25 protein-coding genes and 2 pseudogenes are annotated in these 24,601 nt (G+C 64.7%); 9 read left to right on the forward strand and 18 right to left on the reverse strand.

All coding sequences use genetic code 11. The annotated features are described in order from the left end of the window. Window positions 1-3 precede the first annotated feature (3 nt). From JI59_RS02350 to JI59_RS02385, 8 genes and pseudogenes are all read right to left on the reverse strand, one after another. On the reverse strand, window positions 4-414 hold the full coding sequence (locus JI59_RS02350; RefSeq protein ID WP_007014995.1) for an META domain-containing protein: 411 nt from the start codon (window positions 412-414) through the stop codon (window positions 4-6). A gap of 48 nt (window positions 415-462) precedes the next feature. Next, window positions 463-1,272, reverse strand: coding sequence for a TrmH family RNA methyltransferase (locus JI59_RS02355; protein WP_007014996.1), 810 nt, complete (start codon window positions 1,270-1,272; stop codon window positions 463-465). A gap of 5 nt (window positions 1,273-1,277) precedes the next feature. Next, on the reverse strand, window positions 1,278-1,556 hold the full coding sequence (locus JI59_RS02360; protein WP_007014997.1) for an HPr family phosphocarrier protein: 279 nt from the start codon (window positions 1,554-1,556) through the stop codon (window positions 1,278-1,280). Then, complete coding sequence (locus JI59_RS02365; protein ID WP_007014998.1) at window positions 1,553-1,957, reverse strand: PTS sugar transporter subunit IIA; 405 nt, start codon at window positions 1,955-1,957, stop codon at window positions 1,553-1,555. Before JI59_RS02365 ends, JI59_RS02360 begins: the two co-directional genes overlap by 4 nt. A gap of 48 nt (window positions 1,958-2,005) precedes the next feature. Next, the gene (rapZ, locus tag JI59_RS02370) at window positions 2,006-2,944 is read right to left on the reverse strand and encodes an RNase adapter RapZ (protein ID WP_007014999.1); all 939 of its coding nucleotides are present in this window, start codon (window positions 2,942-2,944) and stop codon (window positions 2,006-2,008) included. Between the two features lie 70 nt (window positions 2,945-3,014). Next, window positions 3,015-3,449 (reverse strand): HPr kinase/phosphorylase, encoded by a 435-nt coding sequence (locus JI59_RS02375; RefSeq protein WP_038576829.1) that lies wholly within the window; start codon window positions 3,447-3,449, stop codon window positions 3,015-3,017. Next, window positions 3,449-5,025: pseudogene (locus JI59_RS02380) on the reverse strand (sensor histidine kinase). Before JI59_RS02380 ends, JI59_RS02375 begins: the two are co-directional and overlap by 1 nt. Continuing rightward, entirely contained in the window at window positions 5,018-5,791 is a 774-nt protein-coding gene (locus JI59_RS02385; RefSeq protein WP_007015003.1) for a response regulator transcription factor, read from the reverse strand. The pseudogene JI59_RS02380 and the gene JI59_RS02385 overlap by 8 nt, the downstream one beginning before the upstream one ends. A gap of 242 nt (window positions 5,792-6,033) precedes the next feature. Here JI59_RS02385 and JI59_RS02390 point away from each other — a divergent pair, with 242 nt between their 5' ends. Further along, window positions 6,034-7,635 carry a phosphoenolpyruvate carboxykinase gene (locus tag JI59_RS02390; RefSeq protein ID WP_007015004.1) on the forward strand — a complete coding sequence of 534 codons (1,602 nt, stop codon included), beginning with the start codon at window positions 6,034-6,036 and terminating at the stop codon, window positions 7,633-7,635. Between the two features lie 148 nt (window positions 7,636-7,783). Next, window positions 7,784-8,137 (forward strand): hypothetical protein, encoded by a 354-nt coding sequence (locus tag JI59_RS02395; protein ID WP_007015005.1) that lies wholly within the window; start codon window positions 7,784-7,786, stop codon window positions 8,135-8,137. Between the two features lie 166 nt (window positions 8,138-8,303). Here the strand turns inward: JI59_RS02395 and JI59_RS02400 are convergent, their stop codons facing one another. Continuing rightward, window positions 8,304-10,211, reverse strand: a complete 1,908-nt coding sequence (locus JI59_RS02400) for a DUF885 domain-containing protein (protein ID WP_238532626.1) — start codon at window positions 10,209-10,211, stop codon at window positions 8,304-8,306. 78 nt (window positions 10,212-10,289) lie between these two features. On the opposite strand from JI59_RS02400, the gene JI59_RS02405 reads away from it, so the two are divergent. Continuing rightward, window positions 10,290-10,502 carry a hypothetical protein gene (locus JI59_RS02405; RefSeq protein WP_007015006.1) on the forward strand — a complete coding sequence of 71 codons (213 nt, stop codon included), beginning with the start codon at window positions 10,290-10,292 and terminating at the stop codon, window positions 10,500-10,502. A 34-nt stretch (window positions 10,503-10,536) separates the two neighbouring features. On the opposite strand, the gene JI59_RS02410 is transcribed toward JI59_RS02405, so the two are convergent. Next, window positions 10,537-11,193 (reverse strand): alpha/beta hydrolase, encoded by a 657-nt coding sequence (locus tag JI59_RS02410; RefSeq protein WP_007015008.1) that lies wholly within the window; start codon window positions 11,191-11,193, stop codon window positions 10,537-10,539. Between the two features lie 131 nt (window positions 11,194-11,324). On the opposite strand from JI59_RS02410, the pseudogene JI59_RS02415 reads away from it, so the two are divergent. The 3 genes and pseudogenes from JI59_RS02415 to JI59_RS02425 all read left to right on the forward strand — a co-directional run bounded on the left by JI59_RS02415 (window position 11,325) and on the right by JI59_RS02425 (window position 13,801). Further along, window positions 11,325-12,373: pseudogene (locus JI59_RS02415) on the forward strand (cysteine desulfurase family protein). Continuing rightward, entirely contained in the window at window positions 12,370-13,467 is a 1,098-nt protein-coding gene (locus JI59_RS02420; RefSeq protein WP_007015010.1) for a cysteine desulfurase family protein, read from the forward strand. The pseudogene JI59_RS02415 and the gene JI59_RS02420 overlap by 4 nt, the downstream one beginning before the upstream one ends. Next, window positions 13,439-13,801, forward strand: a complete 363-nt coding sequence (locus tag JI59_RS02425; RefSeq protein ID WP_052117821.1) for a 2Fe-2S iron-sulfur cluster-binding protein — start codon at window positions 13,439-13,441, stop codon at window positions 13,799-13,801. The genes JI59_RS02420 and JI59_RS02425 overlap by 29 nt, the downstream gene beginning before the upstream one ends. Before the next feature lie 18 nt (window positions 13,802-13,819). Here the strand turns inward: JI59_RS02425 and JI59_RS02430 are convergent, their stop codons facing one another. Then, window positions 13,820-14,359 (reverse strand): type 1 glutamine amidotransferase domain-containing protein, encoded by a 540-nt coding sequence (locus tag JI59_RS02430; protein ID WP_007015012.1) that lies wholly within the window; start codon window positions 14,357-14,359, stop codon window positions 13,820-13,822. A gap of 259 nt (window positions 14,360-14,618) precedes the next feature. Here JI59_RS02430 and parC point away from each other — a divergent pair, with 259 nt between their 5' ends. Further along, window positions 14,619-16,910, forward strand: a complete 2,292-nt coding sequence (gene parC, locus JI59_RS02435; protein ID WP_007015013.1) for a DNA topoisomerase IV subunit A — start codon at window positions 14,619-14,621, stop codon at window positions 16,908-16,910. Between the two features lie 39 nt (window positions 16,911-16,949). On the opposite strand, the gene JI59_RS02440 is transcribed toward parC, so the two are convergent. From JI59_RS02440 to JI59_RS02465, 6 genes are all read right to left on the reverse strand, one after another. Next, entirely contained in the window at window positions 16,950-17,609 is a 660-nt protein-coding gene (locus JI59_RS02440) for a retropepsin-like aspartic protease family protein (RefSeq protein ID WP_007015014.1), read from the reverse strand. A gap of 58 nt (window positions 17,610-17,667) precedes the next feature. Further along, window positions 17,668-18,840: a CCA tRNA nucleotidyltransferase gene (locus tag JI59_RS02445; RefSeq protein ID WP_007015015.1), complete on the reverse strand. Its 1,173-nt coding sequence runs from the start codon at window positions 18,838-18,840 to the stop codon at window positions 17,668-17,670. Next, entirely contained in the window at window positions 18,833-19,438 is a 606-nt protein-coding gene (locus JI59_RS02450) for a CoA pyrophosphatase (protein WP_007015016.1), read from the reverse strand. The genes JI59_RS02445 and JI59_RS02450 overlap by 8 nt, the downstream gene beginning before the upstream one ends. Continuing rightward, window positions 19,435-19,980 (reverse strand): DUF1285 domain-containing protein, encoded by a 546-nt coding sequence (locus tag JI59_RS02455; RefSeq protein WP_007015017.1) that lies wholly within the window; start codon window positions 19,978-19,980, stop codon window positions 19,435-19,437. The genes JI59_RS02450 and JI59_RS02455 overlap by 4 nt, the downstream gene beginning before the upstream one ends. Window positions 19,981-20,044: 64 nt before the next feature. Further along, a complete protein-coding gene (locus JI59_RS02460; RefSeq protein WP_007015018.1) occupies window positions 20,045-20,593 on the reverse strand; it encodes a GNAT family N-acetyltransferase in 549 nt (182 codons plus the stop codon). Window positions 20,594-20,606: 13 nt separating this feature from the next. Then, window positions 20,607-21,779, reverse strand: a complete 1,173-nt coding sequence (locus tag JI59_RS02465; RefSeq protein WP_038575403.1) for a PQQ-dependent sugar dehydrogenase — start codon at window positions 21,777-21,779, stop codon at window positions 20,607-20,609. Here JI59_RS02465 and JI59_RS02470 point away from each other — a divergent pair. Continuing rightward, a complete protein-coding gene (locus tag JI59_RS02470; protein WP_052117822.1) occupies window positions 21,772-22,413 on the forward strand; it encodes a ribonuclease HII in 642 nt (213 codons plus the stop codon). The two genes, JI59_RS02465 and JI59_RS02470, sit on opposite strands and share 8 nt — an antisense overlap. Window positions 22,414-22,421: 8 nt before the next feature. On the opposite strand, the gene JI59_RS02475 is transcribed toward JI59_RS02470, so the two are convergent. After that, window positions 22,422-23,120 (reverse strand): sulfotransferase family protein, encoded by a 699-nt coding sequence (locus JI59_RS02475; protein ID WP_038576833.1) that lies wholly within the window; start codon window positions 23,118-23,120, stop codon window positions 22,422-22,424. Between the two features lie 287 nt (window positions 23,121-23,407). On the opposite strand from JI59_RS02475, the gene JI59_RS02480 reads away from it, so the two are divergent. Then, window positions 23,408-24,541, forward strand: a complete 1,134-nt coding sequence (locus JI59_RS02480) for a site-specific DNA-methyltransferase (RefSeq protein ID WP_007015022.1) — start codon at window positions 23,408-23,410, stop codon at window positions 24,539-24,541. Window positions 24,542-24,601: the final 60 nt, after the last annotated feature.

A 24,601-nucleotide genomic window follows, 5' to 3' on the forward strand; every position in this document is an offset into this window, starting at 1 on the left:
GCGCTACTTCGCAGCCTGCAGGTCGCGGACCAGTTCCGCGGTATGGCCGCTCGACTGGATGATCATCCGGTTCTCGTCCACGGCAAGGCGCGGGGTTGCGACGAGGAGGGCGGTGACGGCCTTTTCCTGCCCCCAGACCGGATTGTTGCAGGGTATTTCGGACTGGCTGAGCGCTGCGGCGACCAGTCGGTCGTCCTGCATGCTCCACTTGCCTTCCATCAGATTGCAGCCGATCTGGACGCGGATCTTGCTGCCCAGGAAAATGATGCTGGCCGCGTCGGTTGAAGGCCGTTTCCCGTCGATCAGGGCAAAGCGCCAGGCGCTCCCCTTGAGCTGGACGTCGGCCTTGGGACCGGTGCCGCAGGACGCGGCGCCGAGAGACAAGGCCAGAATGAGTGCGGAACGAAGAAGCATCGTCGCAGCACCTTAACGGCCTTTGATGATGCCTTGATGAACCTGTTCTCAGGACCTGTCCAGATGCGCCAGCGCCTCGTAGGCAAGGACCGCACCGGCAACCGCGGCATTGAGGCTGTCGGCCCGTCCACGCATCGGAATCGTGACCCGCAGGTCGCAGGCTTCCTCGTATTCCCGGGGCAATCCTTGCGACTCGTTGCCGACCATGAGGAAGCACGGGGCGGCGTAAGGGGCCTCGCGATAATCGGTCGGATCGCGCAGCGATGCGGCGACGAGCTGTCCTTCATCCTGACGCAGCCACGCGATGAATTCGTCCCAGCGCGCGATGGCGAGCTTCTGGGTGAAGATCGCCCCCATGCTGGCGCGCACGGCCTCGACCGAGAACGGGTCGGCGCAGTCGTCGATCAGGATCAGCCCGCCTGCGCCGACGGCATCGCCGGTGCGCAGCATCGTGCCGAGATTGCCCGGATCGCGCAGCGCCTGCGCCACCAGCCAGATCGGTGCGGCGCGCCTGTCGACATTGGCGATGCGCGTGTCGAATTCGGCGAAGACCCCGGCGACGGCCTGCGGATTGTCCTTGCCGGTCACCTTGGCAAGGATGTCGACGTCCATCTCGACGATCTCGCCGCCAGCTGCGGCCACGGCGTCTTCAAGAGCGTCGAGCAGCGGGTGCGGATCGCGGCCGGTCGCCATGACCAGCATTTCGGGCACTATCCCGCATTCGCGCGCATCGGTCAGCAGGCGCAGTCCTTCGGCAAGGAAGCGTTTCTCCCGCTTGCGGTGCTTCTTCTCGCGCAGGGAGCGCAGGAACTTGACCAGCGGGTTGGAAAATCCGGAAATCGTGCGGCGCGTGGCCACTGGTTTCAATCCTCGCCGAAGCCGTCCCTGACGAGCGAGGCGAGCGTCGAGAGCGCGCCTTCGGCACCTTCACCGGAACAGGCAATTTCGATGGTGTCGCCCTTGGCGGCCCCGAGCATCATCAGGCCGAGGATCGATCCGCCCGAAGCTTCCGAGCCGTCCTTGATCACGGTGACGGTGACCGAACCGGGCAGGTCGGCGACGTGGTTCACAAATTTGGCGCTGGCGCGTGCGTGGAGCCCACGCTTGTTGACGATGAGCACCGACTCACGGCAATCGATCATGCATCCTGTCCCAGGTATTCCGAAGCTATCGTTATGTAATTGCGTCCGGCATCGCGCGCAGCGGCCACGGCATCGCGCACCGGCATGCAGGCGCGCGCCTTGGCCAGGCGGATGAGCATGGGCAGGTTGATGCCGGCGATCACTTCGACCTTGCCTGCCTGCATCAGCGAAATGGCGAGGTTCGACGGCGTGCCGCCGAACAGGTCGGTCAGGATGATGACGCCTTCGCCGCTGTCGACGGCCTTGATGGCATCGGCGATCTCTCCCCGGCGCTTTTCCATGTCGTCATTGGGGCCGATACAGATGGTCTCCACCGCCGGCTGATCGCCGACGACGTGTTCCATGGCGTGAACAAACTCCTCGGCGAGATTGCCGTGAGTGACCAGAATCATACCGATCATGCGGGAAGAGCGCTCCGAAATACCTGCATTCGCCCTTGGGTTTTCCAGTTATCCTTCACGCCGCAGACCTCCTTCCAGAAGATCGGCTGCTCGCGAGCCCAAGTTGCGGTGCAGCAATGTGGGCGAAAATCCATTCTGACGCAAGGCCGCAACCAACTGTTCGGCAACGAACACCGAACGGTGTCTCCCTCCGGTACACCCAAAGGCTATGTGGGCGTACGCCTTCCCCTGCGCCGCGTAGCGGGGCAGCAGCAAGAGCACCAGATCGCGGATCCGGGTAAATGCTTCCTCGAAGGCGGGGTCCTTGCGGATGTATTCGCCGACCGGCAGATCCTGACCGGTCATCGGGCGCAAGTCGGCATCCCAGTGCGGATTGTTGAGGAAGCGCATGTCGAAGACGAGGTCGGCGACGGGCGGCATTCCGCGTGAAAATCCGAAGCTGGAGACAGTCACCGTCAGTTCGTTCGGCGCGCTCGAGGCGAACTGTTCGCGAATCGTGCGCTGCAGGTCGTTCGAGGTAAAATCGGTCGTGTCGAGCAGGATATCGGCCCAGCGGCGCAGCGGGGTGAGCAGTTCGCGCTCGGCGCGGATGCCGGTTGAAACCGGGGCGTCCGAAGCCAGCGGATGGCGCCGCCGCGTTTCGTTGTAGCGTCGTTCCAGTTCCCGGCCCGAGCAATCGAGGAACAGCGTGGTCAGCTCGATAGTGCCGCTCTTGCCCAGCGCCTGGACCTGGCGAATGATCCGCTGCGGATCGAAGCCGCGGGTGCGGCTGTCGAAACCGATGGCGAGCGGCGCGCCCGGTCCATCGCCGGGGGAAGTCTCGATCAGGCCCTTGAGCAGGCGGATCGGAAAATTGTCGATGATCTCCCAGCCCAGGTCTTCCAGTACGCGCAGCGCCGTCGTCTTGCCGGCACCCAGCATGCCGGTGACAAGGAGAACGCGCTGTTTTGCGACTTCGGGAGCTTCTGTACCGGACTCGACTGTCATCTGCGGCTGTTTGCGCCCGATGATCGCGAAATGAAAGGGGGCGCGCAGCGATCCTGTTGAATGCGCGCTGTCAGAAATGCAGGCCGAAATGCCTGAGCGCGAGTTCGGCCTTGATCGCCAGGGGACCTCCTTCCGGCCAGATCCGCAAGTGCGGCAGTGCGATCCCGGCGATTTCCAGCGCACCGGCTTCTTCAACAAAACGCGGAGCCTTGGCGTCCAGGGTCAAGGCGAGCGCAAGGGCTACCCCCTCTGTGCAGGGAAACTTCAGGATGCCGAGGTTGCGCACTTCGATGAGGCCCCGGGTGCGGGGATGCGGGCTGGCGATCAGGCGCGAGCCTTCGGCCCGAAGGAGTACCCCGTCATCGCCTACCAGCCGGGCGCCGCGGTCGATCAGTTCCAGCGCGAGGCTGGTCTTGCCGCTGCCCGGCGCTCCCTCGATCAGTACGCCGCGTCCGTCGATCTCGATACAGGTTGCTTGCCGGGTGATTTCTTCGCCGGTCGCCATCATCGGGCCTGCCATGCCGGGAGGGAAATCTCGATGCAGGCGCCACGGCCGCCGTCGGGCCGGTCATTGGCCGCGATACGGCCGAAATGCGCCTCCACGATTGTCCGCGCGATCGCGAGGCCCAGGCCGCTGTGCTTGCCGAACTCTTCGCCGGAAGGGCGCAGTGAATGGAACCGTTCGAAGATGCGTTCGCGCGCGTCCGCGGGAATGCCGGGGCCATGATCGCACACGCTGATCTTCACGCGGTTTTCCTTCGCGCAGAGGGTGACTTCGATGGTGCCGTGCTCGGGAGAGAAGGACACGGCATTGTCGAGCAGGTTCTGCAGCACGCGCTCGAGGCGCGGCGGATCGCCGGCGACGGTGAGCGGGGCAGCCCCTTCGCGGCCGATGACGATAGTGCAGGTGCCGTTGACGCCGCGCTGGTCGCGTTCGGCAACGAGGCCACGGACCATCTGGCCCATGTCGACGGGTTCGAAGACAGTGCGGCTCAGTTCGGCGTCGATGCGACTGGCATCGGCGATCTCTGTCACAAGGAAATCGATCCGGCGCACGTCGTCCTTGGCGACGCCCAGCAACTGGTTGCGCAAGTCGGGCTTCTCGACGCGGTCGATGCTTTCCAGCGCGCTGCGCAGCGATGTCAGCGGGTTCTTCAGCTCATGCGCGACGTCGGCGGCGAAGCTCTCGACCGCGTCGATGCGCTGGCGCAAGGCCACGCTCATGTCGGAAATGGCGCGCGCGAGCAGGCCGATCTCGTCTCGGCGGTCGGGCAGGCGCGGGACCACGACGCTGCGGTCGCGGCCCAGGCGCACCCGCACCGCGGCGCGAACGAGCTTGCGCAGGGCTCGACGATGGTGCGGGCCAGGAACAGGGAGAGCAGGATCGAGACGGCCAGTGCGGCGCCGACGATGATCGCCAGGGTCTGGCGCGCCATGCGTACGTTCTCGGTGATGTCGCGGGCGTTGCGAGTGATCAACAGGGCCATGCCGGTCCTGCCCACGGGCGTTGCGGCGATGATGACGGGGGTCTGGTCCGGGGCGGCCTTGTGGCCGATCTCGGTCCGCCCATCTGCCAGTGCCGCGGCGATTTCGGGCCATGCCCCGGCGCTGCCGTCTGCCGGGTCGCGATAGTCCGGGATCGGCGGGGCCCCGAGCATGAAGTCCATGCCGCGGTCGAGCGCGCGGGCGGCATCCTGCAACCACGGTTCGCTGGCCGGATCGATCAGGCGATAGGAGGGCGGGGCAAGTTCGAAGCTGTCGATCTGCAGCACCCCGTCGGCGCCATAAAGACGCAGGCGCAGCGACTGGCTGGTACCGATCCGCCGGATCAGCTTGCGCTGCTTTTCGGGAGTCTCTCCGGCTAGGGCATTGGCGGTGATCTCGGCTTCCGCCTTGGCGAGCCTGTAGCGCTCGGCCAGCAGTTCGCGGCGATAGCTGTCGATGTAGAACAGGCTGCCCGCCAGCAGGGCGAGGGCGATGATGTTCACCGCTAGGATGCGCGCCGTCAGCGAAACGCGCCAGGACAGCCCGAGGCGCGCGGCCAGAGAGGGTTTGCGGCGCTTGGCCGCCGGTTCAGCCATCGGAGAACGAATAGCCGGCGCCGTAGAGTGTATCGATGGCGGCGAATTCGGGATCGACTGCGCGGAACTTGCGGCGCAGGCGCTTGATGTGGCTGTCGATCGTGCGGTCGTCGACGTAGACGTCGTCGCTGTAGGCCGCATCCATGAGCTGGTTGCGACTTTTCACCACGCCGGGGCGCAGAGCCATGGCTTCCAGGATCAGGAATTCGGTGACGGTGAGCGAGACCGGCTTGTCGTCCCAGTCGACGAGGTGGCGCGCCGGGTCGAGGCGCAAGCGGCCGCGCACGACGGGCTCGGGCAGGTTCTCCTGCACTGCTTCCTCGGGCGTTGCGCGCACCAGTTCGCTGCGGCGCAGAATCGCGCGAATCCGGGCAACCAGCAGGCGCTGGCTGAACGGCTTGGTGATGTAATCGTCCGCGCCGAGGGCGAGGCCGAGGGCCTCGTCGGGTTCCTCGTCTTTCGAGGTAAGGAATATTACGGGTAGGCTCGATTGTTCGCGCAGGGCCTGGAGCAGGTGCAGACCGTCCATGCGCGGCATCTTGATGTCGAAGATGGCGAGATCGGGGGGATTGTCCAGCAAGGCCTTCAGCGCCGTCTCCCCGTCGGTATAGACCCGCGTTGCAAATCCTTCGGCCTGCAGGCTGATAGAGAGCGTTGTCAGGATGTTACGATCATCGTCGACGAGCGCGATTGACTTCTGCTGCTCGACCTGCGGCTGCGTCTGGCTGTCGCTCTCGGCGCCGTTGGGTGGCGAAGCATCGACCATGGATGCGCTGATCTTGCCCTTGCTGCGAATTTCAAAGGGCTGGTTAGCGGGTCGGGGCGTGCATGACAATCGCCCAGCGGAAATGCTCGCATATCGAGGTAATCCGCCGCATGGCGGTTCCAATTGACGCAGATTTGACGGACAAGGGGGCGTCGATTATGCGCCGGTCGATTCCTTTCAGGAATTGTCGATGCGTCGACCAAATCGCTGCTGGCAGACGCGTCAATCAGGAGGAGAAAACATTGACCGCTTCCCTTAGCTACCCGCTCGCCCGCCAAGGCATCGAGACGGAGGCCGAGATCTTCGCAAACCTGGGCACGGCGCCGCTGGTTGAGCATGCAGTTGGTAACGGGGAGGGGATGCTTTCTGCAGACGGTCCTTTCGTCGTCGCAACCGGCAAGCACACCGGCCGTTCCGCCAAGGACAAGTTCATCGTCAAGGACGCCGAGACGGAGAACACCGTCTGGTGGGGCAAGACCAACGTCCCGATGACGCCTGCGCATTTCGCCGCCCTCAAGGAAGATTTCCTCAAGGCCGTTGCCGGGAAGGACAAGCTCTATGTGGCCGACCTGTTCGGCGGCTCACAGCCCGAGAATCGCGTCAATGTCCGCGTCATCAACGAGTTCGCCTGGCACAACCTGTTCATCCGCACCCTGCTGGTCCGTCCCACCGCAGAAGAGCTGAACGGTTTCGAGCCGGAATACACGATCATCGACCTGCCCAGCTTCCGCGCCGACCCAGAGCGTCATGGCAGCCGCAGTGAAACCGTGATCGCGGTCAACTTCACCGAGAAGCTGATCCTGATCGGCGGCACTGCCTATGCGGGCGAGATGAAGAAGTCGGTCTTCGGCATTCTCAACTACCTGCTGCCGACCAAGGGCGTCATGCCGATGCACTGTTCGGCCAACATCGGTCCCGATGGCGACACCGCCGTGTTCTTCGGCCTGTCGGGTACCGGCAAGACCACGCTTTCGGCCGATGCATCGCGTACCCTGATCGGTGACGACGAACATGGCTGGTCCGATACGGCCGTCTTCAACTTCGAAGGCGGTTGCTATGCCAAGATGATCCGCCTCTCGGCCGAAGCCGAGCCGGAAATCTTCGCAACGACCAAGCGTTTCGGCACCGTGCTTGAAAACGTCGTCATCGATCCGGAAACCCGCCAGATCGACCTCGACGACAACTCGCTTGCCGAGAACAGCCGCGGTTCCTACCCGATCGACTTCATCCCGAACTGTTCCGAGCACAACCTCGGCCCGGTTCCGAAGAACATCATCTTCCTGACCGCCGACGCCTATGGCGTGCTGCCGCCGATTGCGCGTCTCACGCCTGACCAGGCCATGTATCACTTCCTCTCGGGCTATACCGCGCGCGTTGCCGGTACCGAAATCGGCGTGACCGAACCGGAAGCGACCTTCTCGACCTGCTTCGGCGCGCCGTTCATGCCGCGCCATCCCACCGTCTACGGCAACCTCCTCAAGGAGCGCATCGCCAAGGGCGGGGTGAAGTGCTGGCTGGTGAACACCGGTTGGTCGGGCGGCAAGGCCACCATGGAAGGTATCAAGCGCATGCCTATCAAGGCGACCCGCGCCCTGCTCAACGCCGCACTCGACGGCAGCCTCAACAATGCCGAGTTCAAGGAAGATCCCAACTTCGGCTTCGAGGTTCCGGTCGCTGTGCCCGGCGTCGACAGCAAGCTGCTCGATCCGCGCGGTGCCTGGGCCGATGCGGCCGAGTACGACAAGACCGCGCAGACCCTGGTCAAGCAGTTCATCGACAACTTCGAACAGTTCGAAGCCCACGTCGATGAAGGCGTACGCAAGGCAGCGCCCGTCGCTGCCTGACCGGCGCTTGACGGACTGACGTGACAGAGGCCCCGGAACTTCGGTTCCGGGGCCTTTCTCTTTGCGGGCAAGGCATTTTGTCGAAAGGTCCTTGTACCGTCACCGAGATGGGGCATCCTGCCCTGCTCAATAATCTGGAGATCGGCGCATGGGACTTTTCGACGGCATTCTCGGCCAGGTGAGCGAGCACACCGACGTTGCCAACCTCGCAGGCCAGTTGGGCATCGACCCGTCGATGGCCGAGAAGGCGATCGCCGCCCTTGGCATGGCGCATCAGGAGCCGGGTGACACGGCGCGGTTGGCCGCCGACAAGACCGGCCTCGATCTCGAAACGATCATGAAGATCATCACCGCGATTGGCGGCGAGGGCTCGCTCAGCCAGTTTGCGGGTGAAGTAGCCAAGGACCCGTCGAAGTTTTCCGCCATCTTCGACAGGGACGGTGACGGCAGCGCGATCGACGACCTGACCGACATGGCCAAGGGCTTTTTCGGCAAGAAGTAGAGGCAAAAGCGGGACCCCGAGCGGGGATGACGGTTTGGCGTGGGGCGGCGATTGACTGCCCGACCCTGCCAACATTCTCGTCGTCCCCGCGCAGGCCGGGATCCCGCTCCCATCCGCAGGCGCGCAGCTCCTCCCGAGGGACAAAGCGCGCGCCTCGAAGCCGACCTCAACCCGGTTTCGCCTTCGCCATGTAATGGTCGATATTGTCCGCCAACACGTCGAGCGGGACATTGCCGCCATCGACGACGGCCTGGTCGAAATCGCGCAGATCATAGGCATCGCCAAGCGCGGCGATGGCGCGTTCGCGCTGCCGGTTGATCTCGCTGTGGCCCATCTTGTACCCGCATGCCTGACCTGGCCATGAGCAGTAGCGGTCGACTTCGTTGACCACTTCCTCGCGCTTGTTGCCGTTCTTCTCCATGAAGAATTGCACGGCCTGCTCTCGCGTCCAGCCCTTGGTGTGCAATCCCGTATCCACGACCATGCGGCACGCGCGAAAGGCGATGGACTGCAGGTAGCCGAGGCGGCCGACCGGATCGTCGTCATAGGCGCCCAGTTCGTCGGCCAGTTGCTCGCCATAGAGCGCCCAGCCTTCCGAATAGGCATTGAACGCGAGGATCGAGCGGATCAAGGGCAAGCGATTGGCGTATTCGCCCTGCCAGACATGGCCCGGGATCGCTTCGTGGTGGACGAGCGTGGGCAGGTCGTATTTGCGGTGAAGATCGGTGGTGCGCAAGTTGATCCACATCTTGCCGGGGACCGACCCGTCGATCGAACCCGCGCCGCCGTATGCGGTCGGCGCGCCCGGTTCCTCGGCAAGCGGCAGGCGGCGCACTTCGACATTGCCCGGAACGACTTCGCGAAAGGCGCGCGGCATCTGTGCACGGATCCAGTCGATCCGCTTGCGGATGAAGGCAAGGATCTCGGCGCGGCCGGGGTCGCCTTCGGGGAACATGAAGCGTTTGTCCTTGCCCAGCGCCGCCATGCGCGCGCCGACCGAACCATCGCCGTATCCGAGGGACTTGAGGATCGGGTCCATGCGCGCATGCAACGCAGCCAGTTCCTCAAGCCCGCGTTCATGCACTTCGGCGGGCGGTACGCGCGTGGTGGTGCTGGCGCGCAGTGCCCATGCGTAGAACGCTTCGCCGCCCGGTCGCTCGCGCATGCCCGGATCGCCCTTGGCCATGGTGCGCTGTCGCTTGAGTTCGGCCAGCTGGCGTTCGAGTGCGGGAAGGGTTTCCTTCGCGACGATTTCCCTTGCGCGTGCTTCCCAGTTGCCCGGGATCGAGGTGGTGCGGCTGACCAGCGAATGCACCAGGCCGCCGCCGTTGTCGCGCGCGTCGGCGATAGTGCCGGTCATCTGCGCGATGGCGCGATCGAGCAGGAAATCGGGCGGGACCAGTCCTTGCGCAGCCGCGCTCTTCATCCGGTCGAGTTCGCCGTCGAGTTGCTCGTCCATCTGGCCCAGCCGCGCAACGTAGGCTTCCGCATCGGCCTGGGTCCTGATCGTGTGGTCGGCATCGAGGAAGCGCGGGCTGTCGAGATAGGCGCCCACGTTCTGGATCACGACATATGGCGTATTGCGCCAACCGCCGACGGCGACGTCACCGTAAGGCAGCGCGAGGCCGTCGAGTGCGGTTCCGTAGGCGCTTCTGACGACGGCAAGGCTGGTCTGGGTGGAGGGATCCAGATCGGCGGTGTCGACTTCTTTGACGCGGGCTAGGTCTTCGCGAAGGGTCTGGGCGAGTCTGGCCTTGCCCGCCGGGGAGCGGTCTTCAAGGCGATAGCGCAGCGCAGCATGTTCGCCTTCATCGACGCCCAGGCTGGTTGCGGCTTCCGGCGCATGTTCAAGGAGGCGCCAGGCGATCTTGTCGAGCAGTGCCGGGGCCTGCGCAGTTCCGGGCTGGCCTGCGGGGGGTGCAGAGGCAGGGGGAGGCGGCGTCGAGGCTATCGAGCGGGCACAGCCGGGAAGGGCCAGCGTGGCCGTCCCTGCGGCGAGCAAGTGCAGCGCCGAGCGGCGCGACATCGGGTTGGAATCGTGGGGGTGGCTGAAAACAGGGGGGGTGTTTGTCATGGCCGGGAAGTTGGCCGGGGCCATCTGACAAGTCAAACGCGCTCGCGCCGCTATGCCCTCTGCGCTAGAGGGCGTGGCATGGATATCGCGATTTCCCTCCTCGTGCTGACCGCCATCGCCCTCGTCCTGGGCGCCGTCGCCCTGTTTCGCCGCGGCGGCTATCGCAAGCAGGCGGTGCTGATGCTGGTCCTTGCCGTTGTCATGGCGGCCAATGTCGTCATCTGGACCTTGCCCAATTCGGAAGGCCAGTCGCTCGTCACGCAGGCGGACAAGCAAAAGGCGCCGGAGTGATCCGACGCCTTTGCAAATTCACCGCGATGACCGCTTACTTGATCGGGCAGTCCGGCGCGAGGCGCATGTCGAGGTAGTTGTCGACGGCACGCATCAGGTCGCCCATCTCGTTCTCGAAGAAGTGATTGGCGCGCGGAATCTCGTCGTGGTGGATGGTGATGTGCTTCTGGGTGCGCAGCTTGTCGACCAGCTTCTGCACCGCATTCGGGGTGACCACGGTGTCCGCGGTGCCCTGGATGATGATGCCCGAGGCCGGGCAAGGCGCGAGGAAGCTGAAGTCGTACATGTTCGCCGGCGGGGCGACCGAGATGAAGCCGCGAATCTCGGGGCGGCGCATCAGCAGCTGCATGCCGATCAGCGCGCCGAAGCTGGTGCCCGCGATCCAGGTGGTCGAGGCTTCGGGGTGGATCGACTGTACCCAGTCGAGCGCGGCGGCCGCGTCGGAAAGTTCGCCGATGCCGTTGTCGAAGCTGCCCTGGCTGCGTCCCACGCCGCGGAAGTTGAAGCGCAGGGTCGCGAATCCGCGAGCTACGAAAGTCTTGTACAGGTGCTGCGTGATGCGGTCGTTCATCGTGCCGCCCGCCTGCGGGTGCGGGTGAAGGATCATCGCGACCGGCGCACGCGGGCGCGGCGCGGGCTGGAACCGGCCTTCGAGGCGACCTTCGGGACCGGGGAAGATGACTGCGGGCATATGCGTTCGGGACCTGACCTGTTGAAACTCCCGTCAACGGGCGGCGATCCTGATCGCCTGCCACCTGCGGGAGTGGAAAAGATGAGGTTCGCTATATAGAAACCTTTGCTCTGAAAACAACTTTGCAAGCGATGCCTACAAAACCTCTCTATCTTGACCATGCGGCAACCACGCCGCTCCTGCCTGCCGCGCGCGATGCCTGGCTGGAAGGAGCGGCGATCTGGGCCAACCCTTCCAGCCCGCACAGGCAGGGCCGCGCTGCGCGTTCCGCGCTTGAGGACGCCCGCGTGAAAATCGCAGAAATGCTGGGGTGGACGGGGGAAGTCGTCTTCACATCGGGCGCCAGTGAGGCCATCGCCCTGGCAATCGTGCGCAGCAAGAAGCCGCTTTGCGCAGTCTCTCCCGTCGAGCACGAAGCGGTGCTGCGTCATGCCGGCGCCGCGCGCCGTCTGCCGGTTGACGCATCGGGCCGAGTCGATCCGGATTCGCTGGGCGGCGATGGTCTCGTCGCTATCCAGCAGGTGAACAGTGAAACCGGGGTCATCCAGCCGCTCGACGAGGTCGCTTCGAGGGTTCGTGAGAGCGGGGGCGTCCTTCTTGCCGACTGCGCGCAAGGGGCCGGCAAGTTGCCGCTTCCCGGAGCTGATCTGATTGCGCTCGCGGCGCACAAGTTCGGCGGGCCGATCGGGATCGGGGCGCTGCTGGTGCGCGACTGGGCGTTGCTCGAGCCGGTCGGGGGCAGGAGCGCGGCTATCGCGCCGGTACGGAGAACCTGCCGGGCGTGCTGGCGATGGTCGCGGCTTTGGAAGCCGGCAGCAACTGGGTAGGCGAAGCGGTTCGACTGCGGAACAAGCTGGAGGCGGGCATCCTTGCGGCAGGGGGCGAGGTGATTGCAGCGGGCGCGGAGCGCAGCCCGACCATCGGCGGCTATCGCATGCCCGGCAAGTCCTCTGCCGCGCAACTGATCCGCTTCGATGCCATGGGAATAGCCGTATCGGCGGGTAGCGCCTGCTCCTCTGGCTCTCTGCGCACCAGCCACGTGCTTTCTGCCATGGGGCTGGACGACAAGGCGGCATCCGAAGTGATCCGTGTGAGCATCGGTCGCGAGACGGAGGAAGGGCACGTCGAACGCTTCCTTGAAGCGTGGCGCGAAATCGCCGGGAAGCGGGCGGCTGCATGATCTATCTCGATTATCAGGCCACGACGCCGCTGGCGCCCGAGGCGCGCGAGGCCATGATGCCGTGGCTGGGCGGCCCGGACACGATGGGCTTTGCCAATCCGCACAGCCCGCATCGGCCCGGCCGCGCAGCCGCAGCGGCCGTGGAAGTGGCGCGCGAACAGGTCGCCGCGCTTCTCCCGCCGGGTGGCCGCGTCGTGTTTACTTCCGGCGCGACCGAGGCGCTCAACCTCGCGCTGGCGGGGTCGGGGTCGGGGTCGGGGGCGGGCCGCCATTGCCTTGCCGTATCCGCAATCGAACATGCTGCCGTTCTCGATACGGCCCGCGCACTCGACCCAGCCACGAGGATCCTGCCCGTCAATGGCGAGGGCTTGGTCGATTCCGCGGTCTCGCTTGGCGAGGGAACTGGTCTCGTTGCGGTCATGCAGGTCAACAATGAGATCGGCACGGTCCAGCCGGTCGAGCGGCTTGCCGAGGCTGCTCACGCCGCCGGAGCACTGTTCCTGTGCGACGCGGTGCAGGGCGCGGGCAAGATGGCGCCGCCTGCCGATGCCGACCTCATCGCCGTTTCCGCGCACAAGCTCTACGGTCCCAAGGGCGTCGGCGCCTTGTGGGTACGCGACGGGCTGGAGCTTGCACCGCTCATCCATGGCGGGGGGCAGGAACAGGGATTGCGCTCCGGCACGCTCAGTCCGGCCCTGTGTGCGGGCTTCGGGGCGGCTGCGGCCCTGTCGATGGCGCGAATGGAGGAAGACGCGGCCCATGTTGCCCTCCTGTGGCGGCGCGCCCGCGAGATCCTGGGTCGCTGGACGCTGAATGGATCAGCCGATCAGCGCTGGCAGGGCAATCTCAACTTGCGCCTGCCCGGCCTCGACGTTGCCCGGCTCATGTCGGAGGTGCGCCAGGTTGCATTCTCTGCCGGATCGGCCTGTGCCAGCGGCTCGGGACGGACCAGTTATGTCCTCAAGGCGATCGGACTTGTCGACAAGGATGCCAAAGCCTCTATCCGTCTCGGATTCGGGAGATATACTGAGCTACGGGAACTGGAGGATGCCTGCGCACAAATAGATGCCGCAGCGGCGGCGCAGGGAGTCTGAATTGCTGAGCGTTCGATTTGTAACGACCGACGGAAACAAGCTTACGGTTGAGGCCGAAGCGGGAGCCTGCCTTCTCGAAGTGGCGCAGGGAGCGGGCATGCCGCTTGAAGGAACATGTGAAGGCCAGATGGCGTGCTCCACATGCCATGTGATTGTTTCGCCGGAATGGTTCGATAAACTGAAACCCGCCTCGGCAGATGAAGAGGACATGCTCGACCTCGCCGCGGGCGTGACCCGGACCAGCCGCCTGTCCTGCCAGATCGAACTGACCGAGGCGCTCGACGGAATCGAGCTGCGCATCCCCGGCGTTTCTCACGACATGCAGATCGACTGATCCGCGAAAGCACGGGCGTCAGTCAGCCTCGGCCAAGGCGTTTACAGCTTCGATCACCGCGTCGGAGAATGCGGGAATATCGTCCGGCTTGCGGCTTGTGATGAGGTTGCCGTCAACCACCACTTCCTTGTCGACGACGGTTGCCCCGGCATTCGCCAGGTCAGTGCGGATCGAAGGCCAGCTGGTCACGGTGCGACCGGCAAGGCAATCGGCCTCGGCCAGCAGCCAGGGGCCATGGCAGATCGCGGCAACGGGTTTGCCACCTTCCACGAATGTGCGCACGAGATCGACGACCGTGCGGTTCATGCGCAGGTTGTCGGGGTTCATCTGACCGCCCGGCAGGACGATCGCATCGAAGCGGCTGGCAAGAACGTCCTCGATGTTGAGGTCGACATCTACGCTCTCGCCCCAGTCTGTGTGGTTCCACCCCTTGATCTGGCCGGACTCGGGGCTCGCGACAGTCGTCTCGATGCCGGCCGACTCCAGGGCCTCGCGCGGCTTGAGCAGTTCCGACTGTTCGAAGCCGTTGGTGGCGATGATGAGGACCTTCTTGGTCATCGGTGAATCTCCTTGGGGACTGAGGGGTTTCAAGAAAAACGGGCGAAGGGTGAGGGCAGTTCCGCCCGCGCCAACGGCTCGGCGCGTTGGCGGGGCGGTCTGGAGAAGGGGCTCCTCCTTCGATTGCGACCTTCAAGGGCCAGCCGGGCAGGCTCCGGGGGTCAGTGATTTGAAGGTAATCTGCTGTGAGGCGGCAAGTTATGGAAAACGGGGAAATGCAGCTTTGGAGCGCGCCCGGCACTGCTAGTGCTGGCAAACCATGGTGAATATGACAGAAGACGAATCCGATCCCTTCGACGCCATCGTCGATGCGCCTTTCGACGCCGCTCTGTCCGAGCGTTATCTCGTCTATGCCCTGTCCACGATTACAGCGCGTTCGCTGCCGGACCTCAGGGACGGTCTCAAGCCGGTCCATCGCCGCCTGCTCTGGGCGATGCGGCAGCTCAAGCTCGATCCGGCTAGCGCCTACAAGAAGTCCGCCCGCGTCGTCGGTGACGTCATCGGTAAATACCATCCCCATGGCGATGCCTCTGTCTATGACGCCATGGTCCGCCTCGCGCAGGACTTTTCGCTGCGCTACCCACTGGTCGAGGGGCAGGGTAACTTCGGCAATATCGACGGCGATAATGCGGCGGCCTACCGCTACACCGAGGCACGCCTGACGCGCACTGCGATCCAGCTCATGTCGGGGCTGGACGAAGGCACGGTCGATTTCGTTCCTACTTATAACGGTGAAGAGAGCGAGCCGGAGATCTTCCCCGGCCTGTTTCCGAACCTGCTGGCCAATGGCGCCACCGGTATCGCTGTAGGCATGGCGACCTCGATCCCGAGCCACAATGTGGCCGAGATCATCGATGCCACCTTGCTCCTGATCGACAACCCCCATGCCGAACACGACCAGCTCATGGAAGTGTTCCATGGCCCCGATTTCGCCACCGGCGGCCTTGTGGTCGATAGTCCCGCGGCGATTTCCCATGCCTATGAAACCGGCAAGGGTGCCTTCCGGATGCGCGGTCGCTTCTCGACCGGCAAGGACGGGGACGGCAACTGGGAAGAGACGGGAATAGAGAAGCTGGGCAGCGGGCAGTGGCAGCTCGTCATCAGCGAAATTCCCTATATGCTCGCCAAGGGCAAGCTGATCGAGCAGGTCGCGCAGCTCATCGCCGACAAGAAACTGCCGATCCTCGAGGATATCCGCGACGAGAGCGACGAGCAGATCCGCATCGTCTTCGTGCCCAAGAGCCGCAACGTCGATCCCGAGCTGCTGAAGGAGAGCCTCTACAGGCTCACCGACCTCGAATCGAAGTTCAGTCTCAATCTCAACGTCCTGGATTCTCACCGGACTCCGGGCGTCATGGGGCTCAAACTGCTGCTGCAGGAGTGGGTCTACAGCCAGATCGACATCCTGCTGCGGCGCACCCGCCACCGCCTCGACAAGATCGCCTCTCGGCTTGAGCTCGTCGAGGGCTACATCATCGCCTATCTCAACCTCGACCGGATCATCGAGATCATCCGGACCGAGGACGAGCCCAAGCCGGTGATGATGGCCGAGTTCAACCTCACCGACCGGCAGGCCGAGGCGATCCTCAACATGCGCCTGCGCTCCTTGCGCAAGCTTGAGGAAATGGAGCTGCGGCAGGAACGCGATGACCTGCTCAAGGAGCAGGAAGACCTGCAGAAGCTGCTCGACAGTCCGGCGCGCCAGCGCACCCGGCTCAAGCGGGACCTGACGACGCTGCGCAAGGACTACGCCGAGACCACGGTGCTCGGTCGCCGCCGCACCACTATCGCGCAGGCAAGGCCCACGGTCGAATTCTCGATGGACGCGATGATCGAGAAGGAGCCGGTGACCGTGATCCTTTCGCAGCGTGGCTGGATCCGTGCGGCGAAAGGTCATGTCGCGCTGGATGGCGACTTCAAGTTCAAGGAAGGCGACGGCCCCGCTTTCGCCTTTCATGCGCAGACGACCGACAAGATCCTCATCGGGGTCGACAACGGCCGCTTCTATACGCTCGGAGCGGACAAGCTGCCCGGTGCACGCGGCTTCGGTGAACCGATCCGCACGATGGTGGACATCGATGCCGATGCCCACATCATCGCCGCCTTCACCCATCGCCCCAAGGCGCAGCTGCTGCTGGCCTCGACCATCGGTCGCGGATTTGCAGCGGAATCCGACGAGATCCTGGCCGAGACGCGCAAGGGACGTGCGGTGATGACGACCAAGCCGGGAGTGAAGCTGGCGGTCGTGCGCGAGATCCCGCCAGAGCACGACCACGTCGCAGTCGTCGGCGAGAACCGCAAGCTGGTGATCTTCAGTCTCGAGGAACTGCCGGTCCTGGCCAAGGGACAGGGCGTGACGCTGCAGCGCTACCGCGACGGCGGCATGTCCGACGTGACGACGCTCAGGCTCGAGGACGGCCTGTCCTGGACGATGGGCGGCGATACGGGGCGCACGCGCACGGAAAAGGAAATGGTGATGTGGAAGGTCGCGCGCGGCGCGGCCGGACGCCTGCCGCCCAACGGCTTCCCGCGCGACAACAAGTTCCAGTAATCCGTCGGCGCCATCGGAGCCGCCCGGGACTGGCTGCGGTCAGGGTCCCGCCGCCGGTTGCGGGCGGTTCGGGACGAGGATCAAGGTCCGGCCCTCGACCCGCCAGCTGGCGAGGCGCGAGAGGAAGTTCATTCCGATCACGTTGGCATCGCCCAGACCCGGCGCGACGACGGTATCGAGATCGCGCGCGACGATGTTGCCGAAGCGGAACTCGCGGATCGTGCCGACCTCTGCGCGAACCACGCCATTGGCCGTGCGCATGGTGATGGCCTGACGGATCGGTTTGGGATCCACGCCCGACAGTCCGGCAGTCTGCGGCGAGATCGCGGTGATCGTCGCGCCGGTATCGACAAGGAAATCATGCGGTACGCCGTTCACTTCGGCCGTAACCCAGAAGTGCCCATCGTCGCTGATCGGCACGCGCGTCTCGTTGCCTTCCACGGATTGGCGGGGCATGCCGAACTGGGGCAGGGCGAAGTCGGTATCGGTGGTGAAGCGAGTGACTTGCGCGATGGTGAGCAGCAGGGCCGCCACGAGGCCAAGATGGCTGACACCGCGCAGCAGCCCGCCCAGCCTGGGGGCGGACCGGCGCAGCATGCCGCCCGCGACCCCGATGAAGATCGCCAGCATCGCCAGCGCCAGCAAAGGTTGGGTGGCAAGGTAATCCGTCAGATCGGAAATGTAGGCGGACAATTCCATGCGCGGATCATATCACTTCCCAGCTTGCCTGGCGCTGACTGAGATGCGGTCACAGGCTTCAGGCGGCGCGGTCGGCAAGTTCAGCATCGAGCAGGGCATCGACCCGGGCCTTGTCGGGGAAGCCCTCCGCGATCCAGCAGTCCTCCACACTGCGCAGGATGCGCGCCACCTCGGGCCCGGCGCCGACACCCTTGCCGACGATTTCGCCGCCCTTTAGCGGGAACTGCGGGATAACCCAGTGATCCAGCGATGACGCATCGGCGCCGGCGATCAGGAGACGGTCGAGCGCCCCTTCGATACCGAGGCGATAGGCAAGGGCGCGCGGCTCGACAGGCTCGTCCGTGCGTGCGGCGGCTGTGGCAAGACGCTTCTTCTGGGCGCCCGAGAGGCGAAAGCGCGATGCCACCTGTTCTGCCAGCGGGACTTGTGCGGGAAGCAGGGCTGCCAATCGCCGCAGGGCATCGGGAGCGATGCCCTGGCTCCTCTCGGCAGCGACAAGCGCCGTGAGGGCCTCGGGATCGGCCTCGGGCAGGATGACGGCAAGGACGCCCAGTTCGGCCATGCGGCGCAGGGTCGGCGAGGGGGCGGCCAGGCCGAGCAGGTTCATCGTCTCCATGCCGATCCGCTCGCGCGACAGACCCTTGAGCGTAGCTGCCAGCTCGGCGCAGGCTTCTTCCGCTTCTTGATCAGCAGGTTGCGATCCGAACCTGGCCTGGAAACGGAAGTAGCGCAGGATGCGCAAGTGATCCTCGCGGATGCGCTGGCGGGCATCGCCGATGAAGCGGACGGTGCGCTGCCTGAGGTCGTGAAGACCACCGAAGAAGTCGAAGATCTCGCCGCTTTCGGGATCGGCGTAGAGCGCGTTTATGGTGAAGTCGCGCCGTGCCGCGTCGTCGCGCCATTCGCTGGCGAAAGCCACGGTGGCGCGCCGCCCATCGGTGCTGACGTCATGGCGCAAGGTCGTGATCTCGACCGGACCGCCGGGCAGGACTGCCGTCACGGTACCATGCTCGATGCCGGTGGGCACGTTGCGCATGCCCGCATCGTCGAGCCGGGCGATGACATCCTGGGGTAGCAGCGTCGTTGCCATGTCGATGTCCTTGACCGGCAGGCCCAGCAGTTCGTCGCGCACCGCGCCGCCCACGAAGCGGGCGTTGTCGCGGCCAAGCGCCTCGACCAGTTGCACGATATCGGCACGCCGCATCCATTCGGCGGCGAGACGGTCAGTCATTCCAGTTCAACCTGTAGGAGAGATTGTGAAGGATCGCACCGGTTACGCCCCAGATGCGATGGTCCTGTCCGCGTTCGGACCAGACGATCTCGACGAACTTGTGCGTGCGCTCGTCGAATTCCAGGGTCCGTGCCTGCTGGTTGGCGGGATCCAGCACGAAATCGACCGGCGCCTCGAACCACTGCGCGACTTCGGCCGGGTTGGGCGTGATCTCGAGGTCGGGCGGAACCACGCCGACTACCGGCGTGATCTCATAGCCGCTGCCGGTGCGGTAGAGGTCGCTGGAGCCGACCACGCGAACTTTCGCAGGGTCGATGCCCAGTTCCTCGTTGGCTTCGCGCAGCGCGGCCTCGACCGGAGTTTCACCGGGGTCGATGCGGCCGCCGGGAAAGGCGATCTGGCCGGGATGGGCGCGCATCGTCGAGGGGCGATGGAGCAGGAGCATGCCCGGCCGTTCGCGCTCGGTAATCGCGATGAGGACTGCGGCGGGCTTGAAGCTCGCTATGTTCGCAATGCGCGGATCGTTCCACAGCCTTGAAGGCTCTGCCATGTGCCCGCGCTCGAAGCGGCGCGATACCTGTTCGAACAACGTGCTCATGCAGGCACCAACGGGAAGCTGGCGCCGCCGCTTGTCACGGCAAGCTCTTCGTTCTCCAGCGCGATTTCCACCAGCTGCGCATAAGTGCTGCGATTGAGCCGGGCCTCGGTGCCATTGCGCACGCGCAGGTAGAGCGCGGGCGTGTCCGGATCGCCGTGGCTGCGGATGGGGTGATCGGGGCCGGCGATGACAAGATCGTCGGTGTTGAGCCGAAAGGCGATGTCGCTGCCTTCGCGCTTGAGGTCGACGGCGATGAAGGCCGCGTCCTCGACCTCGATGCTCAGCTTCTGGCTTGGCGTAACGAGCCAGTGCCGCCCTTCCTTGTCGCGCGTCAGGAGTGCAGCGAAGGCGCGCACCATGGCCGGGCGCCGGATCTCGCCGTCTTCATGGAACCAGCGCCCGTCCGCCGCGATGCGCATGTGGCTGTCGTCGACGTGAGCAGGTTCCCATTGCGCGACGGGCGGCAGCTTGCGGGCTGCAGCCAGTTCGGCAATCTCGGCCAGCGAGAGGCCGGAGAGTTCGGGAGGCGGTTCGTAAGGCATCGTCGTGCGATGCCAGATAGGACCTTTCGCGCCAAGGTCCAGTCGGCGCAGATCCGGGGATCGATCAGCGCAGCCAGGGACCGAGCATGCCGTTTACGGGAAGAACTGCCGGGTTTTCGCAGCGCACGAGCAGGCGGCGCGGGTCGAACGGGCCGGGCAGGTCCCAGCCGGCGGTACCTTCGTTCGAGAAGCCCCAGAAGCGGCCATAGTATTCCGGATCGCCGACCATGACCTGCGGCAGCGGCGCGCGGCCATCGATGCATGCCATGCTCGCTGACATCAGCGCCTTGCCGTAGCCCATGTTCTGAAGCGCGGGCAGCACTGCCACCGGGCCGACCATGATCATCGGATGCGCACGGCCCTCGGGGTCGGTCAGGGCGACCGGCCAGCACTGGATCGAGCCGACCAGCATCTCGCTGGAATCGAGCGCGGCGAAGCTCAGGGCCGGGAGCCAGTCCACCCCGTCACGCACCTTGTAGGCGGTGCGTTCGTGTCGCTCGGGTTCGAACGCGCGGTCGAGCAGGGCCTCGACGAGGGCGGGTTCGACATTGTCGAGCGGGATGATGGTGGCACTATCGGACATGGCGCGCGCCGATAGGAGCGACGCGGCCATTTGTCGATTCAATTCACTTCGTGACCGGGCTCAGTTTCAGCAATTTGCCAGAATTGCGCTGTTTGCCATCCTCCAGCAGCCAGATCGTGCCGTCCGGGGCCTGCTCGATTTCGCGAATGCGCTTGTCGAAGGAATAGCGCGCTTCCTCGAATCCCTTGTCGACATCGATGTCGCCATCGATCCGCACCCGCACGATGCCGGGATCGACCATGGCAGCGATAAGGGCCTGGCCCCGCCAGGCCGGGAAGGCCTCGCCGGTGTAGAAGATGAAGTCGCCCGGGGCGATCACCGGGTTCCAGCTGATCGCGGGCGCAGCCAGGTCGGGCCGCGTATCGTGGCGCGGGATCGGCCTGCCGTCATAGTGGTCGCCGTTGGAGACGAGGGGCCAGCCGTAATTGCGCCCAGGCTTGACGAGGTTCAGCTCGTCCCCGCCGGCCGGACCGTGCTCAAGGTCCCAGAGCCGTCCTTGCGGATCGAAGGCGAGGCCGAGCACGTTGCGGTGGCCGAAGGACCAGATCTGGTTGGTCGGCGCGCCCTTGTCCGCCCATGGATTGCCGGGGGCAGGGGAGCCGTCGGGCAGGAGCCGCACGATGGAGCCGAGGTTGTTGGTCAGGTCCTGCGCGGGAGTGAATTTCTGACGTTCGCCGGAACTGACGAAAAGGAACTGCCCATCGGGCGAGAAGGCGAGCCGGTGGGAGAAATGGCCGCGGCCGGTGACCTTGAGGCTCTGGCGCCAGATCACCTTGAGGTCGTCCAGCGTGCAGGCGGTTTCTTCCGGGCAGGAAAGCGTGGCCCTGCCGACAGCCGCGCCGCGCGTGTCGCCTTTTCCCGCTTCGGCCCAGCTGAAGTAGATTTCCCGTCCGTCCAGAGTGGGGCCGCTCTGTCCCGGTGCAAAGATCACGTCGCCCAGGCCACCCTGTCCGCCGTAGTCGACTTTTGGCAGGCCGGTGACGCGGCCCATTCGGCCATCGGCCAGGCGCAGGCGCATTGTCCCGGCCTTTTCGGTGACCAGAAGCGCGCCTGTGGGTTCGTCGAAGTCCATCGCCCACGGTTCCTCGAATTGCCCCATTTCCTCGATCGTGAAAGGGCGCTCGCCTTGTGCATTATCCCCGGTTGCGGCCGCGCCGCAGCTTGCGAGGGGGAGGGGGAGAAGGGATAGCGTGGCAAGCACGTTTCGTATGAGCATAGGCACCCGCGTGAGTAACTTGGCCTCTGGAACAGTCCGCAGCGGCGGTATCGTCATCGGTGTCGACGAGGCCGGTCGCGGCCCGCTTGCCGGTCCGGTTGTGGCCGGAGCCGTCCTGCTATGCAAGCCGCGCCCGCCCGGGCTCGACGATTCCAAGAAGCTCTCGAAAGCCAGAAGGTTGCAACTCGAAGAAGTGATCAAGCGGCGCTGCCAATGGGCGGTCGGAGTGGTCGATGTCGAGGAGATCGACCGGCTCAACATCTTCGGCGCCACGATGCTGGCGATGACGCGGGCAGTGGCCGCGCTTTGCGAGAAGATCGGCACGGAAGCTGACGAAGTCCTGGTGGACGGCAACATGACGCCGCATGGCCGGCGCGAGGAATGGCGCTGGAAGGCGCGGGCGATCGTCGGTGGCGACGCGCTGGAGCCATGCATTTCCGCCGCATCGATCATCGCCAAGGAACACCGCGACGCGATCATGCGGGGTCTTGCACAGGTTCATCCGCAATACGGGTGGGAACGCAATGCGGGTTACGGCACTGCCGAGCACCTGGAAGCTTTGCGTCGCCACGGACCGACCGTCCACCACCGCCGCAGTTTTGCGCCGGTGGCGCAGCTGGAAATGGCGCTTTAGAGCCGCGCTCAGGCGTTGGGGCCGAAGGCTTTAGCCCGCATCGCGCTCTTGTACCTGCGCGCGCCTTCTTCGGCCTCTTCAGGGCTGAGCTCGGCCTTTTCGGCAAGGCCGCTTTCGACCATGTCCTTGCTGGTGTTCACTACGGGATAGGGCGCATCCGGGACGGGCACCTCGAGGAAATCGCACAGCCCTTCCCAGCCCTCGCCAATCCGGTGAACATGGAGGCGTTGCGGAGGTATCGCGGCGACGACGTCGGCTTCCCACTTGCGGAAGTAATCGACCATGAAGGCGCGGTCGGCGATGCGGTCTCCGAACGGCGCATAGACGGCAGGCTGCAGGAACTTGCCGAACGGGGGTGCCTTGAACCTTTCAAGGTTTTCCGGGGAGAAGATCGTTCGCGATACCGAGTTGAACCAGTCGTCCGCATCGCGCGTCGACAGGACCACCTTGGCTTGCGGATAATGGTCTGCCAGTTCACGCCAATAGCTGCATGCCGGGTAGTCGACCGTGGAGGCGAAGCCGTCGAAGATGGCGTCCCAGTCCGCCTTGCCGTCTGCAACGTCGCTCCACAGCGGAATCTGTCTGCGTCCGTCCGATACGATCTCGACCATGTGGAAGCATGGCCCGAAACCGAGATGCTCCAGCGCGAGCTTGAGTGACAAAGTGCCGGTGCGGCCGAGCCCTGCGCCGATGACCTTGAGTGCCATTTCGATCGTCTCCCTGTTTCGCTGCCGAGGATACCTGCTGCGCGCGGTCATGCGAGAACAATTTTTTATCCACGAATCCGGCGAGTCGCAGCCACCATATCTAGAGTCGCGGGGCGCCCGGCAGACTCAATATGCGGTGTCGGATTCGTTTTGTTCTCCTGTTCCGATTCCTGAATCGGCAGGAGTCTCCACGAGTCGCGACTTGACGGCGAGTCCGGAAAGACTCAGTTTACGGCCTTTCCACAGCTGATTTGCGGCTGAATTGCACAAGGGACTTCGGAACGGCCATGGGGCAGGTACTCGTCAAGGAAAGAATTCGTGCGCGCGCGCCTGCGCCGACGCCGAAGGAACTGCTGCCGCTGGGTCAGATCATTCCCGGTGACTGCATCGAGGCGATGCGTACCATTCCCGATGCTTCGGTGGACATGGTCTTCGCCGATCCGCCGTACAACCTGCAGCTGGGAGGCGATCTTTCGCGGCCGGATGGCAGCCACGTCGATGCCGTGACCGACGACTGGGACAAGTTCTCCAGCTTCGCCGCCTATGACAAGTTTACGCGAGACTGGCTGACCGAAGCACGCCGCGTGCTCAAGCCGGAAGGCTCGCTGTGGGTGATCGGTTCGTACCACAACATCTTCCGCCTCGGCGCGATCATGCAGGACATGGGCTTCTGGATCCTCAACGACATCGTGTGGCGCAAGGCCAACCCGATGCCGAACTTCAAGGGGACCCGCTTCACCAACGCGCACGAGACGCTGATCTGGGCCTCGATGGGCGAGAAGTCGAAGTACACCTTCAATTACCGCGCGATGAAGACCCTCAACGACGAACTGCAGATGCGTTCGGACTGGGTGCTGCCGATCTGTGGCGGGCAGGAGCGGCTCAAGAAAGGTGGCCGCAAGGTTCACCCGACGCAGAAGCCAGAAGCGCTGCTCTACCGCGTGATGCTGGCCACGACCAACAAGGGCGACGTCGTGCTCGACCCGTTCTTCGGTACCGGCACCACCGGCGCTGTCGCCAAGCGCCTGGGCCGCGACTGGATCGGTTGCGAGCGGGAATCCGACTATCGCGATGCGGCCATGGAACGCATCGAGATGGCGCTGGAACTCGACGAGTCGGCGCTCAAGACGATGCAGTCCAAGCGCAGTGCACCCAAGGTTGCCTTCGGAACGCTGGTCGAAACCGGCTGGATTGCGCCGGGCACGCAGATCTTCGACAAGAAGCGCCGTTTCACCGCCACCGTGCGCGCCGACGGCTCGCTCGTCGCGGGCGATGCCAACGGTTCGATCCATGGCGTGGGTGCCCAGCTTCAGGGCGCGCCCTCGTGCAATGGCTGGACGTTCTGGCATCTCGAGCATGAGGGCGAGATCAAGCCGCTGGATTCGATCCGCCAGCTCTACCTGCTTGCCACCGAGCCGTGATCCGCACTTTCGTCTGACGATATCGCCGTGCTGAAACGTGTTCAGCATGGCTCCGCAAGT

This window comes from Novosphingobium pentaromativorans US6-1 (assembly GCF_000767465.1).
Classification (GTDB): domain Bacteria; phylum Pseudomonadota; class Alphaproteobacteria; order Sphingomonadales; family Sphingomonadaceae; genus Novosphingobium; species Novosphingobium pentaromativorans.